General features: G+C 63.7%; 10 protein-coding genes. 6 read left to right on the top strand and 4 right to left on the bottom strand.

Going from position 1 to position 14,201, the window contains the following annotated elements:
- The first annotated feature begins 267 nt into the window (after positions 1–267).
- The 4 genes from ACO06J_RS03250 (at position 268) to uvrB (ending at position 5,261) form a co-directional block, all read left to right on the top strand.
- A complete protein-coding gene (locus ACO06J_RS03250) occupies positions 268–885 on the top strand; it encodes a hypothetical protein (protein WP_421759262.1) in 618 nt (205 codons plus the stop codon).
- Entirely contained in the window at positions 872–1,225 is a 354-nt protein-coding gene (locus tag ACO06J_RS03245; protein WP_421759261.1) for a transcriptional regulator, read from the top strand. Before ACO06J_RS03250 ends, ACO06J_RS03245 begins: the two co-directional genes overlap by 14 nt.
- Positions 1,226–1,747: 522 nt before the next feature.
- Positions 1,748–2,440 carry a polyprenyl diphosphate synthase gene (uppS, locus tag ACO06J_RS03240; protein ID WP_421759260.1) on the top strand — a complete coding sequence of 231 codons (693 nt, stop codon included), beginning with the start codon at positions 1,748–1,750 and terminating at the stop codon, positions 2,438–2,440.
- A gap of 442 nt (positions 2,441–2,882) precedes the next feature.
- A complete protein-coding gene (gene uvrB / locus ACO06J_RS03235) occupies positions 2,883–5,261 on the top strand; it encodes an excinuclease ABC subunit UvrB (RefSeq protein WP_421762439.1) in 2,379 nt (792 codons plus the stop codon).
- Positions 5,262–5,789: 528 nt separating this feature from the next.
- On the opposite strand, the gene ACO06J_RS03230 is transcribed toward uvrB, so the two are convergent.
- Positions 5,790–6,422, bottom strand: coding sequence for a DUF2290 domain-containing protein (locus tag ACO06J_RS03230; protein WP_421759259.1), 633 nt, complete (start codon positions 6,420–6,422; stop codon positions 5,790–5,792).
- On the bottom strand, positions 6,419–8,536 hold the full coding sequence (locus tag ACO06J_RS03225; protein ID WP_421759258.1) for a DEAD/DEAH box helicase: 2,118 nt from the start codon (positions 8,534–8,536) through the stop codon (positions 6,419–6,421). The genes ACO06J_RS03230 and ACO06J_RS03225 overlap by 4 nt, the downstream gene beginning before the upstream one ends.
- 550 nt (positions 8,537–9,086) lie before the next feature.
- Between ACO06J_RS03225 and ACO06J_RS03220 the strand changes: the two genes are divergently transcribed.
- Positions 9,087–9,692: a hypothetical protein gene (locus ACO06J_RS03220; RefSeq protein ID WP_421759257.1), complete on the top strand. Its 606-nt coding sequence runs from the start codon at positions 9,087–9,089 to the stop codon at positions 9,690–9,692.
- A gap of 212 nt (positions 9,693–9,904) precedes the next feature.
- On the opposite strand, the gene ACO06J_RS03215 is transcribed toward ACO06J_RS03220, so the two are convergent.
- Both ACO06J_RS03215 and ACO06J_RS03210 read right to left on the bottom strand, forming a co-directional pair.
- Positions 9,905–10,837, bottom strand: a complete 933-nt coding sequence (locus ACO06J_RS03215) for an IS110 family transposase (protein WP_421758802.1) — start codon at positions 10,835–10,837, stop codon at positions 9,905–9,907.
- A gap of 874 nt (positions 10,838–11,711) precedes the next feature.
- Positions 11,712–13,160, bottom strand: coding sequence for a xylulokinase (locus ACO06J_RS03210; protein WP_421759256.1), 1,449 nt, complete (start codon positions 13,158–13,160; stop codon positions 11,712–11,714).
- 103 nt (positions 13,161–13,263) lie between these two features.
- Here ACO06J_RS03210 and ACO06J_RS03205 point away from each other — a divergent pair, with 103 nt between their 5' ends.
- Complete coding sequence (locus tag ACO06J_RS03205) at positions 13,264–14,190, top strand: substrate-binding domain-containing protein (RefSeq protein ID WP_421759255.1); 927 nt, start codon at positions 13,264–13,266, stop codon at positions 14,188–14,190.
- Positions 14,191–14,201: the final 11 nt, after the last annotated feature.

The raw sequence follows: 14,201 nt of genomic DNA, 5'->3' as shown, positions 1-14,201 counted from the left end.
CTTGCACCTTCCATCTCCCCTCCTACCTTGGCCCTCTTCTCCCCGCCCCCGCACCATACCTGCCAAGCACAACCCCGCCTGCCACCCAATGCCTGCTCAGCCCCCAAAGCCCCCTCCCTCAGACGCCCCTGACAACGTTGGCAGACCCGCGACCGAACCTGGCGTCAGCGCGGCCCCCCCCCTACACGAACACCTCGCCCTCCTCCCGCCGCAATTTGCATCCCAATATGCTTTGCGTTGCAAACCAGTTTGCACCCGGAGGACCCCGTGCCCGATCTCGACAAGGCGCTTGCCGATATCCACGAAATCCGCAGCCGCATTGCGGCCGAAAGCGATTTCCTCGGCCTCGGCCCCACCGCACTGGCGTTGAGCGGCGTCCTCGCCCTTGCCACCGCCTCGCTGCAAACCCTGCTGCTCGCCGGCGCCCCCGCCGACCCGGTGCCCTACTTTGCCGCCTGGGTCGCCACCGCCATTGCCGCCGTGCTGCTGCTGGGCAGCGAAATGCTTCGCCGCTCCCGCCGCCACCACTCGCGCCTCACCGACTCGATGATCCAGCACGCCGTGCTGCAGTTCGTTCCGGCCGGTGTCGCCGGCGCCGCGCTTCTCGCAGTATTCGCCCGCTTTGCACCTGAAGCGCTCTGGCTGCTGCCCGGCCTCTGGCTGCTGCTCGTCAGCCTTGGCATCTTCGCCTCGGCCCGCTCGCTGCCGCGCCAGATGGTGTTGGCCGGCGCCTGGTATTTCCTCTCCGGCTTCACCGTGCTGATGCTGGCCGCCGCCGATCACACCGTCTCGCCCTGGAGCATGGGCCTGCCCTTCTTCGTCGGTCAGATGTTCGTCGCCTTCATCGTCCACCGCGCCTCGGAGGCAAATCATGTCCGCCAGTGAAGACGCCCCCTTCGCCTATGACGGGCTGGACCGGGTGATCCACGAAAAGGCGCGCCTCGGCATCCTCACCTCGCTGGTCAGCCGCCCCGAAGGCCTCGCCTTCAACGACCTCCTGAAACTCTGCGGCCTCACCCAGGGCAACCTCAGCCGCCACCTGCAGGTGCTGCACGAAGCCGGGCTCGTCGAGATCACCAAGGGCTACGACGCCAACCGCCCCCTCACCACCGCCACCCTCACCCAAAAGGGCCGCCAGCGCTTCCTCGATTATCTCGACGTCCTGGAACGCGTCGTCCGCGACGCCGCCCGCGTAGCCCCCGAACTGAAACTCAAGCCGGCATGACGCCTGGCGGTGGGTAGACCCTCTCCCATCGCCGCCTGTCCCACCCTCTCCGCCCCCTGCCCCCCAACCCACCCTCTAGTCTCACCACGCCCCTTACCCCTCACCATCGCGCCTGCCCCCTAACCCCTAAGCCTCACCACGCCGAACCCTCGCCCCTAACTCTCCGCCTCTCCGCCTCTCCGCCTCTCCGCACCTCCGATCCTCCGCCCCTCCAATCCTCCAATCCTCCACCCCTCCAATCCTCCCCCCCCACCCCACTCGCAAGGTTTGCAATACAAACTAATCTCCACCCCCAACCCTCCAGCCTTCCTCGCCTGCGCAAGCCTTCCCGCGCCTCCGCCTAAGCCCTTCCCGAGCCTCCGCCTCTCACTTACCTCCTCCACCCCTGACTTCAGCTTCGCCATCCCCTTCGTCGCCCTCCCCACTACCCCCAACCCTCACCCCCAGCCTTCCCCCTGCAACCCCACCTCCCCCCAACTCCCTCCTCACCCCACACCCTCAACCCCACTCACGAGGTTTACAATGCAAACTAATCTCCAACCCCAACCGATCTCCCCCTTTCACGTCGCCATCATCATGGATGGCAATGGCCGCTGGGCCGAGAACCAGGGCCTGCCGCGCCCCGTCGGCCACCAGGCCGGGGCCCGCGCCGTCCGGGCCGTCGTCCGCACCGCCGTCGAACAGGGCGTCACCGCGCTCAGCCTCTACGCCTTCTCGTCCTACAACTGGCGGCGCCCCGAGGAGGAAGTCGCCGGCCTGATGGCGCTGCTCCGCCACTTCCTCACCATCGACGTCCGTGATCTCCGCGCCCACGGCATCCGCATCAGCGTGCTCGGCCGCCGCGACCGCCTGCCGCTCGCCCTCGCCAAGGCCATCGCTGTCGCCGAGCGCTCCACCGCCCGCAACACCGGCCTCCACCTCCGCATCGCCATCGACTATTCCTCGCGCGACGCCATCCTCGCCGCCGCGCAGCAGGCACCCGATCTCTCCCCCGAGGCCCTCGCCACCCGCCTCGGCACCGGCGATGTCGATCTGGTCATCCGCACCGGGGGTGACCGGCGCCTGTCCGATTTCCTGCTCTGGGAATGCGCCTATGCCGAACTGTTCTTCACCGACGTCAAATGGCCCGACTTCACCCCCGCCCACTTCACCGCCGCCCTCGGCGATTTCGCCAAGCGCACCCGCAGCTTCGGCGGCCTGATGGAGAGCGCCTGAGCCGTTCCCATTCCGTTCTTCAGCGTGCTACGATAAACTTCCACGACGGCCACTGACAGATTCTGGCACCGCGCCTATCTATAGTGTCCGCTGTCAAAGGTCTTTTACCCTGCCTCGCCTCCATGGGCGAGGGCCGCGCCTCGCGGCCGGGGGAGAAGCCAGTCACCGCTGCAAGTCGCCATCGTCAGCCTGGATCGAGTTCGCCATGCCGCCCAAAAAGCCCGCTGCCACCGAGTTCTCCATCGATGATTTCATCGGCGACATCGAAAAGGCCGAGGCCGACCGGCTGAACCAGCGCCTCCCCCAGGAGCGGCTGAAGAACAAGCGCGCCCTCGACAACGCCGCCCGCCGCGCCGCCGAAGCCAACGGCACCGGCATCCAACCGCTGGTGGCGCAGCCGCTCGAAAAGCCCAAGAAATCCGCCCGCTCCGCCGCGACCGGCATGCAGCTCAAGGCTCCGAAATCCAAGGCCAATTCCGTCGAGCGCCCGGATTTCGGCGGCATGGGCGAAACCGCGCAGGCCGGCTTCGGCCACGTCCCGTCCAGCCAGCTGAGCGCCCGCGAACTCTCCCCCATCGCGGCAAAAGACCCCGAAGTCCTCGCCCAGCTCAACGAGACGGTCAAAACCGCCAAGCGCAAGGCCAACATGCCTGGCCAGAGCCTCGCCGGTGCGCAGACCGTTGGCATCTCCGCCACCGTCCGGGCGCTGGAGGACATCATCCTCCACGGCCGCAAGGAGGTGGAGGGCAACAAGGAGTGGAAGCCCCACCGCCCCGCCCCGCGCCAGAAATCCGAAGGCGGCATCCCGTTCGAGCTCGTCACCGTCTACGAGCCCGCCGGCGACCAGCCCACCGCCATCGCCGATCTCGTCGAGGGCGTCGACAATGGCGAGACCGATCAGGTCCTGCTCGGCGTCACCGGCTCGGGCAAGACCTTCACCGCCGCGCAGGTCATCTCCCGCACCCAGCGCCCCGCCCTCATCCTCGCGCCCAACAAGACGCTGGCGGCGCAGCTCTATGGCGAGATGAAGACGTTCTTTCCCAACAACGCCGTCGAATACTTCGTCTCCTACTACGATTACTACCAGCCCGAGGCCTATGTCCCACGCACCGACACCTATATCGAGAAGGAATCCACCATCAACGAGCAGATCGACCGCATGCGCCACTCGGCGACGCGCGCCCTGCTCGAACGCGACGACGTCATCATCGTCGCCTCGGTGAGCTGCATTTACGGTATCGGCTCGGTCGAAGACTACACCGCCATGACCTTCGACCTGCGCAAGGGCCAGAAGGTCGACCAGCAGGAGCTCCTCCGCTCCCTCACCCAGCTGCAATATAAGCGCGGCGACGCCAGCTTCGTCCGCGGCACTTTCCGCGTCCGCGGCGATACCATTGAACTGTTCCCCGCCCACTATGAGGATGCCGCCTGGCGCATCACGCTCTTCGGCAACGAGATCGAGACCATCTCCGAGTTCGATCCGCTCACCGGCAAGAAAGCCTCCGACCTCCTCAGTATCCGCGTCTTCGCCAATTCCCACTACGTCACGCCGCGCACCACGCTTTCCGCCGCCATCAAGGAAATCCGCAAGGAGCTCGCCGCGCGCCTCCAGGAGCTCAACGGCGCCGGCCGCTTCCTCGAAGCCCAGCGCCTCGAGCAGCGCACGCTCTTCGATCTCGAAATGATGGAAGCCACCGGCTCCTGCGCCGGCATCGAGAACTATTCGCGCTACTTCTCCGGCCGCAAGCCCGGCGAGCCGCCACCGACGCTGTTCGAATATCTCCCCGATAACGCGCTGGTCTTCATCGACGAGTCCCACGTCACCGTCGGTCAGCTCGGCGCCATGTATCGCGGCGATTTGCGCCGCAAGGCCACCCTCGCTGAATACGGCTTCCGCCTCCCCTCCGCCATGGACAACCGTCCGCTGCGCTTCGAGGAATGGAACGCCATGCGCCCGCAGACCGTCTATGTCTCGGCCACCCCCGGCAGCTGGGAAATGGAGCAGGCCGGCGGCGTCTTTGCCGAACAGGTCATCCGCCCCACCGGCCTCATCGATCCGCCGGTCGAGATCCGCCCCGCCAAGAACCAGGTCGATGACGTCGTCGATGAGATCCGCCAGGTCGCCAAGGCCGGCTACCGCACGCTCTGCACCGTGCTCACCAAGCGCATGGCCGAAGATCTCACCGAATACATGCACGAACAGGGCATTCGCGTGCGCTACATGCACTCCGATATCGATACCATCGAGCGCATCGAGATCATCCGCGATCTCCGCCTCGGCGCCTTCGACGTGCTGGTCGGCATCAACCTCCTCCGCGAGGGCCTCGATATCCCCGAATGCGCGCTGGTCGCCATTCTCGATGCCGACAAGGAAGGGTTCCTCCGCTCCGAAACCTCCCTCATCCAGACCATCGGCCGCGCCGCCCGTAACGTCGATGGCCGCGTCGTGCTCTACGCCGACAACATGACCGGCTCCATGGAACGCGCCATCGCCGAAACCTCCCGCCGCCGCGAAAAGCAGGTCGCCTACAACCTCGCCAACGGCATCACCCCGCAAAGCGTCAAGTCCAACATCCAGAACATCGTCGACAGCGTCTACGAACAGGACCACGTCACCGTCTCGATCGGCAAGGACAAGACCGGCCGCGAAAAAGTCCAAGCCGGCGCCAACCTCGCCGCCGTCATCAAGGACCTCGAACGCGAAATGCGCGAAGCCGCAACGAACCTGGAATTCGAAAAGGCGGCACGGCTCAGGGACGAGATCAAGCGGCTGCGGGAGATGGAACTCGATGTACTTGACGCCGGAACGACGGACGCATAGCGGCCGGCACATCAGTCCAGTGGACTGATGTGAGTGAACGGCGGCCACGAGAGCTACGCTCGAGTGGCTAGCCGCCGACTAACAGCGCCGCGCCCCCTCCACCGCCTTCGGCGGTCCCCCTCCCCCGCAAGCGGGTGAGGACCCGACTGAAACGCCGGCCCCTCTGGTCCTCCCCCGTAAAACGGGGGACTTCGCCGCCGGTCGACCAAAGGTCGATGAAAAGCTCCTGTGGAGCTTTTCAAGACAAGAAGGCCATGAGAGCTTTGCTCGAATGGCTAGAACCATGCGAAGCATGGTGGAGGGGGCAAGTGCGGGAACCAGCGAAGCTGGCGGAGGGGGCCAGTATCTCCCGGCGATCCCCGACCGAAGGTCAACGAAAAGCTCCAGCGAAGCCTTTCAACGCAAGAACGCCACGAGAGCTACGCTCGAGTGGCGAGCGGGGGATCAGCGGCGAAGCGACAGCCTGACGTTTGCCCCTAGACAATTGTTGTTCGTGCGCTTTTTTGAAGACCCGTTAGCGCTGCTGCTCTATAGCGGCACTTTGATATATGATCGCTTCGTATCATCAACGGAAATATGGCTACTTGAGTTTGCCGAAGGCTTAAGTGCAGCGAGCGGTTCGATGAAGGCTGGATAAAAGCAGTCAATCAGGAAGAAGAGAAAATCCTTCAATCCGAGACTTCCCGATACCGGCATACGGCAATCTGCGCCATTCAAATGCAGATGCGAATATGGGTGACGCGGCGCGAAAGATGCCGGATCATATTCAAACCGTAGCATCGTTCGCCTTGGCGTCCTCAGATAGTCAGCGGCAGGAGGCAGTTCCCCCAACCCCTCACCGTTACCAACGTCCAATGAAACAACGGGGGGAACATAACTATATCTGTGCCACGTAATAGCGTCATGTTCCATAATATACTTGACGCTAACTAACGCCCCATCATACAACATCAATGAGTAGCGCCCTTCGTCGAACATATCAGCATAATGACGCAGCGAGTTCTCGTAGTCCGTCTCAAAGGCTGCTGTCCGGCGGGTGTCACCGACTTCAACTAGGTAACTTGACCTTCCTAACTTAGTCTCAACAATTCCCTTGCTGTTGACGACAAAGCCGGCCTCTATAAGCTCGGCAATTAGCACGTTTAACTTTCCCACCTTCACTTAATCAACCCCTTCAGGGTCTTTAGCACATCCGGTGGTAAATCTTGAATATCAAGTTTTCCACTCTCTAGTCGGCCGATCACTCTTGAAAGTGATTCCAAGTCTGATTCGATGGCAAGGCCTTCAGGCGTCCCAGCTACTCTATATCGAGTCTTTATTTTCGTGAGTTCTGATTTGGTTGGATATTTAAAAGTTAATCTATAGTCATCGCCACTTATCAAGGAAAATTCTTCTGTCAGGGCCTCCATCCGATCGCCGACGCCCGTTACTCTTACCCAAGCACGCGAGCGCGTTATCGCCGTGAATAACACGTTACGAAGTGTTCCGATATTGTACCCCTCCGCACAATAGTCTGCGTTTACAACGTAAACCATCGACGCCTCATTGCCCTTCGCTCGGAAGATATGCGTCAAAGCGATAGATTTCGGGCTAAATACCTCGTCTGCACTCTCCGTCACGCCAACTAGATGTGACCGCACCTTTCTCTTCGATAGAGCCTTCATGAGTTCGGCCGAGGTGCTGCGGATTGTCTTGGTCTCGCAGAAGATAACTAGAATGTCGTCGTACTCAAGCTCATCGTCAGTGACATTCTTTTCTATCTGTTCGGCAATCCAGTCGTACTGGGCCTGCACGTCACCGAACTTCCGGAACTTGGTTGCATCAGAGGGAGTTAGATATTGAGAGAAGAATGTCGGAGTCGACTCCGCACCTCGGACAAGAGAAACCTTCTTTCCCAAGGCTAAACTGCCCTCACTGACGTCGTATCCAATCTGCCTCCAAGTGTCTGGAGACTCAAACATTTGCACTAGCCCTCGAGACCTCGCCACGCCGAAACCAAGACCATGCGCAGTCGAAAGACTCCATGGCGTATTGCGATAGCAGACGGGTAGAGTGATATCTTGTTTTGGCTGCCCCTCCTGGTTACTTAGGGTTACACGAGCCCTGCCACTTTTGTTGCGTCCGAAGAGCCGCTCGGGCGACGCCATTTCAGTGTCATTTAGCGTTTGAAGCTCATCATATGCATAGACAATCCGGTGGGGCGCACTGGTAAACATGTAGGCAAGCTCAAAAAACCCCTGCGGAAGGTCCTGCGCTTCATCAATCAGTAGAACGTCGTACAGAGATTCGATCTTGGGATCGTTGTCGTTGATAAATTTCAACAACTCATTGATGACGCCCTGAAACTCCTCCCCGTATCCCCAACGTTGCTTTGCGTATCTATAGTCCCTGACGGGGGCGCCCACGGCAGTCGCCATCTCCGCATATACGCCCCACGAATAACTACTGCCCCAAGAGTGCAGAATATTTACCTTGGACCAATCCGGTTCGTCGCGAATAAATTCGTACGAGAACCTCGTTACTAGTCGAGTGAACTGCTGATATAGAGACCGCGTGTAGAACGTTATCGCAATTCGCCACTCGGGATTCTTTAGGTGCAGGTAAGAAGCTTTCATAGCCAAGACAATTGTCTTTCCGCTACCAGCAAGTCCTCTAATTCGTTGCGGCCCTCCGGGAAACTCAATCGCTGCTCGCTTTTGAGATGCGTCCAGATTGGCGATCTTTGACTCAATTTCCTTGAGGACTTTCCCACGAGAGTTCTGCTTCTTGACTCCTTGTCGCGCCTTGCGCGGACGAAGGGTGGCCGCGCGTTCAACTACAGAATTCACGATCGCTAATGTGTCTCCCTCCACAAGTGGCAACTCCGACAGAGATCCTGCTATGTCGGAGATCGCCCACACCAATACATCGTCGTCTTGGTAGGTGACGTTGTCGGTAATGGTAACAACTACTGGATCCAGAACAAGCTTCCGACGCGCGACTAGACTCTTTTCCAGCGCAAGTTTCGACGTCAAAGCGGCAAATAATTGGTTCTGTCGGTCAATCAATTTATCAGAAGGTGCGCTTCCATCGTCAAAATCTGATGAAAGGTCCATTGCAACAATACCGCCAAAACGCGATACGAGTAGAGCATCAACTTCGACATTTCCAGCAGTCGAGTTTAATATCGGATATCCTATGTACAGTGTACCAACAGTTTCTAGAGTCTTCACGGCTGACACCAGATCCTTCTGGAGATCAGTAAGTGCCACATCGCCATATACGATTTCGATCATCGCCGCGCCCTAGAACAAAAAAAGAACAACTATCAGCTGGCACGTCTCAGTTCAAGAGCCGGTCAGAGCAGTGACCCTAATGATCCGGTTCTGTGGTGAGAAGGCCTCCTTTCACCTAGAGTCGTCGATATTCATAGCCGCCCCCAGTCCTGCAACCCGCCGCCCCCGGCAATAGCTCCCATCTGCATCTGCCCTCCCTCCCCACCCTCACGCCCCTACCGACAAACCGTCCCGCGCAGCACCCCATCCCTGTCCGCGTCCAGCCGCCAGCCCCAGCTGCAATTGGCGAGGGTGTATAGCGCCTCCGCGCACGAGCCGATCTGCGTGCAAGAACGCCTAGACGGGCACGATCCGCCCGGCGCCTCCACCAGCGCCACCGGCGCCGCTTTCACCCCTGCCCGATTCATCGGCGTCCGCCGGCGCCGATCCTCAATCGCCTGCGGAGACAGGCACAGGCGGAGTCCGTCCTCGTTCGGCCACCACCCCACCTTATCCCCGCGTCCACACCCCGGCCTATCCTCTGCGCCTCACCCATCGCGAGGATCATCCCATGCCCAGGCGCTTCGCCAAGCCACCCCACCCCACCACCACCGCTGATGAGACTCGCCTGCTGCGCGAACTCGCGCCGCTGCTCGATCGGCTGGCCGACGACACCTGGACGCTGGCCCAGCGCCATCCCGCCCGCGCGGCCCCGCCGTCGCTCACCGCCGAGGCCGGCCGGCTGCTCGGCGTGGTGCGTCGCCTGCTCAGTCGCGAGCCCGGCCACCGGCTGCTGCCGCTGACCCTGCCGCCCGTCACCACCCTCTCCGCCCTCGCCCTGTCGCTGCGCCAGGCGCAGGCCGCTCTCGCGCCTGTCATCGCGCGCCACGCCCCGCCCGCGCCGCGAACCCTCGCCGACGAGATCGACGACATCGCCCGGCTCGAAGCCCTCGTGCTGCGCGGCTTCGCCACCAATCTCGCCGAGAGCCACAAGATTCCGGTGCCGGCCGCGCTCCGGCCGGCTCCGTCCCCTCCGCCGCCCCCGGCGCCGGGTCGGCCGCCCTCACCCAAGCCGCTTGTCCGCAAGACGATGCTGAGCCGCGAAAACCGCCGCCGCCGCACCCGCCGCGTCGCGCCGCTGGCTCTCAGTCCCCTCGCCCCTCAGGGGAGAGGGTAGCGTCGCTAGGCCCGACAAGGCCGTAGCAGAGCTTGGGTGAGGGGCGAGGAGCCCCGGTGGGCGCAGGTTGTCCACTGGCTCCGCACACCCCACCCCATCCCTCCCCATCAAGGGAGGGAGTCTGAGGGGCCGGGTGAAGGCCCTCAGTCACCGTTCTCGCCAAACGCACGGCCTCCCTTCTCCCCTTGAGGGAGAAGCGACTGTCTTGTTGGTCAAGCTGGTGACCATGGTTTTTTGTCCCTGACGATGGCGTTGAGGATGGTGAGGAGCTTTCGAGCTGTGGCGACGATGGCGACAAGCTTTGGTTTGCCTGCGGCCACGAGCCTGTCCCGGAAGGCCTTGAGGGTGGGATTATGCCGTGCGGCAACGAGGGCGCCCATGAACAGGGCGGTGCGCACGGCAGTGCGGCCACCACCGATAAGGCTCTTGCCGCGCCATTTGCCGGACTGGCGGGTATAGGGGGCGAGCCCGGCGAGGGCCGCGACTTGCTTGGGATTGAGCTGTCCCAGTTCGGGCAGTTCGGCCAGCAGCGTGCGGGCGATGGTCTTGCCGATGCCAGGCACCGAGGCGAGCAGGTTCTCCTTGTCGCGCCACACAGGGGTGTCACGCACGGTGGTATCTATATGGCGGTCGAGGTCTTTGAGCTCGTCCTCCAGCGTGGTTACAATGCGGGCGAGCGATGTGCGGATCAGCCCCGGTGCTGCCTGCTGGCGCCGCATGCGCTCGGCAGCCAGCATCTGCACCAGTTGCCGGCGTCTGGCCATTAGCGCCGCCAGATCCTCGGTGTGCGCATCGGCTATCGGCCTTGGCTCAGGCTTTACTGCCGCAACGAACAGCGCGATGAGGCGGGCATCGATTGGGTCGGTCTTGGCCTTGAGCCCGATGGCCTGGGCGTAGTGCCGGACCTGAGCGGGGTTGAGCACCACCACCGGCAGACCTGCGGCAGCAAGTTCGGCCACCGCCAGCCGCTCATAGCGGCCCGACGCCTCGATGCCGACCGACACAAGCCCCTCCAGCCTGCGCAGCCGCTCGACGAGTTCACTCGCGCCAGCCTCGTCATTGCCGGACACAAGGCTCTCGCCCAGCGGATGGATATATACATCCAGCCGCGCCTTGCTCACATCGATACCTACGGTGATCTCCATCTTGTCCCCTCCTTGCCTAAGCGGGCTCGCCTTGTTGCGGCCCCGGCGACTGTTCGGGATCGATGGATCGATGCCAGGCGCCCCTCGCTTCTCCACGAGTTTTTCAACTCCTGGTGCCATCGGGCTGCCCGGCATCACCGCAGCGCTATCGATATCAGATAACTGCGGGATCAAGTTACAAGGTGCCCGTAGGGCGGATGAGGGGTCCGCGACGCATGGCGTCGCGCGATCCGAGCGGAGTGAGGAGCGACATCGGCCCATCCTTCCCCTCACCCGCCCGCTGCGCGGGCACCCTCTCCCTCAAGGGGAGAGGGAAAGTGAGCCTCCCCCCTAACCCCCTGATCCCCCACCATTTCCCCCAACTTATCCCCGCAGGTTCCCCCTGCCCTATACTCCCTTCACTGCCCCCGCGCTGGACGGGATCGCGAGCGAACGGTTTGCGGGGACAGGGTCGGATGGAGGGTGTCGCGCCCTCCTTGCCGAAGTTCCGGCCGGCCGGATGCCTTCTTTTTGGAGGCGAGGGCCGCCAGTGGTGTCACGGCCGCTTTCGGGCGGCCAGGGGCCGAGCTCCCCTCACGGGGAGCCGGGGTGCCTGCGCAGAAACGTCCGGGGTCTTGGCTCCGTGGATCTGGACTGCGGGGATAAGCCCCCTCCTTCGGGAGGCCGGTCGGAGCAATCCGCCGGTGGCCAGGCACTGCGGTTCCGGGGAAATCCCCGCGGTCCGCCGGAGCGAGGTGGAAACGTCCGGTCGCGCCGGCGGGGCAAGGCCCTGCCACTACACCTGCGGTCTACCGCTGGGGCCAAGCCCCGCCGGCGCAGTCCTCCTGCCGCATCCCCCGAGGGCCCTCGCCCGCCGGGCGCTCTTGCACGCCGCTCACCAGCCCGCGTTGAACCCTTGGAGCCCGGCATAAAGCGCGCGATACTTGCCGAACCGCTCCGCGTAAAACCCCCCAAATTCCGCCTGCGGCTCGAACACCCGGTCAAACCGGATCAGCGCCGCAATCGCTTCGCTCAAGGAGCCCATCGCGCCGCTGCCGATCCCCGCGAGGATCGCCGCCCCCAGCGCCGCCGCATCCGCCCCTTCGACGCGCTTCAGCGCAAACCCCAGCACATCCGCCTTCATCTGCGTCCACGTATCCGACCGCGCCCCGCCACCGCCGATATGCGCGACACTCAGCTGCTGCCCGGCCGAAGCCTCAAGCGCCTCGAACGCCCAGCGCACCGAAAACGCCACGCCCTCCATCACCGCCCGCGCCATTTCCGGCGCCCCGGCGCCACCATCGAGCCGCGCGAACACCCCGCGCGAGGCGCTGTCCCAGATCGGCGCCCGCTCCCCCTGCAGGTGCGGCAAAAACATCGGCAGCCCCGCCGACGGCGCCACCTCCGCCGCCATTGCGGAGAGCTCCGCCGGCGTCCGCCCCAGCACATTGGCAAACCACGCCAGCGCCGCCCCGCCCGCCTGCGTCGGCGCCGCATGCATGGTGATCCCCTCGTAGGCCGGAAACAGAATCACCCCCGGCGTCGGCCGGATCGTCGCGCTCACAATCCCGGCAATCTCGCTGGTGCCGCTCTGCAGCATCGCGTCGCCATCCGCCGCGACGCCCAACCCGAACATGCCGCCCCACGCATCCATCGCCCCCACCACAACCGGCGTCCCGGCACATGGCAGCCCTGCCTTCACACGCCCCGCCACATGCGTGAACGGAAAGAGCGGCGGCAACACCTCCGCCGCCCGCGGCACCAGGTCCAGCAGCGGCGCCACATAGCCCGCCCGGTCCACCAGCCCCACCGCGGCAATCGGGTCGCTCCCCACCGCGCCCGTCAGCTGCATCACGCAAAAATCCTTGGGCAGCAGCACATGCCGCGTCCGCGCAAACACCTCCGGCTCCGTCCGCGCCACAAAAGCAATCCGGCTCAGCGCGTGGCTCGCGTCAATCGGCACCGGCCCCCCGAACCAGGCGAGCTTGTCCGCCGCAGTCACCCGCGCATCGATCCCCGCCGCATCCACTGCCGGCCGCCCATCCTGCCAGGTGATCGCCGGCCGCACCGGGTTGCCGCCGCCATCGACGAACACATGCGTGTTCACCTGCGAGCAGATGCCGATCCCCTGCAGCCCGCCAAGGTCATCGCCCGCCGCAAACACCGTCAGCGCCTCCAACACGCTCGCCATCCAGTCCGCAGGCTGCTGCTCCGCCGCCCCCGGCGCCGGCCGCGCCATCGCATGCGGCCGCGAAAACTCCGCCAGCCGCCGCCCCGTCAGGTCGATCAGCACCGCCTTCACCGCTGTGGTGCCCACGTCAATGCCGATCAATGTCGCAACCAAGTCCCGTCCTCCGCATAAGCCCGTAGCAGGCCGCGCTTGCCTTCCCTATAGTGGCAACAAGCGCAAGGAAAACAATCGCGCGGGGCCAAGGAGGGCTTCCAGAATGCTCAGCAAATCACTTCGCCGCACCCTGTTTGCGGCAACTGCCGTCGCAGCGGCATCCATCACCGGTGCGGCGCTCGCCGCCAAGGTCGCGGTGATCACGCCTTACCTGTCCCAGCCGGGCACCCAGTTCTATGTCGAGGCCTTCCAGGGCGTCGCCAAGGACAAGGGCTGGGATGTTAACGTGATCGACACCCAGGGCGACGTCGCCGCCGTCATCGCCCGCATCGAAGACATGGTGACCCAGAAGGTCGATGCCATCGTCATCAACGTCGATCCCGCCCAGGTCACTGCCGGCCTCGAGGCCGCCAAGGCTGCCAACATCCCGGTCTTTGGCATGGATGCCGGTGCCGACGCGCTGCTCGCCACCAACGTCACCTCGAACGGCTACGCCATGGCCGCCGAAACCTCGACCTACGTGGCCGATCGCATTGGCGGCAAGGGCAACATCGTGATGTTCGTCTTCGACGCCTTCCCGCCCGTCCAGGCGCGCGGCGTCGTGGCCAGCGCCGTCTTCGGCAACTTCCCCGACATCAAGATCCTCGACAAGGTCACCCCCGACGTCGCTGACGGCGGCATCGCCGATAGCCGCGCCAAGATGGAAGCCATCCTCGCTGCCAACCCCACCCCCGGCTCGATCAGCGCCGTCTGGGCCGCCTGGGACCAGCCGGCTCTGGGCGCGCTGCAGGCCATCGAAGCGGCCGGCCGCGACAAGGAAGGCATCGTCATCACCGGCATCGACGCCAACCCGCAGGCCCGTGACGAAATCGCCAAGGGCGGTAATTTCGAAGCCTCGGTCGCGCAGGACTTTTCGGGCATCGGCGCCGCAACCGCTGATGCGGTCGCGCGCGTCCTCGGTGGCGAAACGCTGAAGCAGCGCGTCATCTACGTGCCGACCAAGCTTGTCACCGCCGCTACGGCCAAGTGAGACCTGCGTAA

Source organism: Devosia sp. (genome assembly GCF_965229025.1).
In the GTDB taxonomy this organism is placed as follows: Bacteria; Pseudomonadota; Alphaproteobacteria; order Rhizobiales; family Devosiaceae; genus Devosia_A.
This window is presented reverse-complemented; position numbering and strand designations above follow the sequence as displayed.

Coding starts and splice junctions, on each gene's coding strand:
- uppS (WP_421759260.1), top strand. CDS start 1,748: ATGCAAACTAATCTCCAACCCCAACCGATCTCCCCCTTTCACGTCGCC.
- ACO06J_RS03245 (WP_421759261.1), top strand. CDS start 872: ATGTCCGCCAGTGAAGACGCCCCCTTCGCCTATGACGGGCTGGACCGG.
- ACO06J_RS03215 (WP_421758802.1), bottom strand. CDS start 10,837: ATGGAGATCACCGTAGGTATCGATGTGAGCAAGGCGCGGCTGGATGTA.
- ACO06J_RS03225 (WP_421759258.1), bottom strand. CDS start 8,536: ATGATCGAAATCGTATATGGCGATGTGGCACTTACTGATCTCCAGAAG.
- ACO06J_RS03205 (WP_421759255.1), top strand. CDS start 13,264: ATGCTCAGCAAATCACTTCGCCGCACCCTGTTTGCGGCAACTGCCGTC.
- uvrB (WP_421762439.1), top strand. CDS start 2,883: ATGCAGCTCAAGGCTCCGAAATCCAAGGCCAATTCCGTCGAGCGCCCG.
- ACO06J_RS03220 (WP_421759257.1), top strand. CDS start 9,087: ATGCCCAGGCGCTTCGCCAAGCCACCCCACCCCACCACCACCGCTGAT.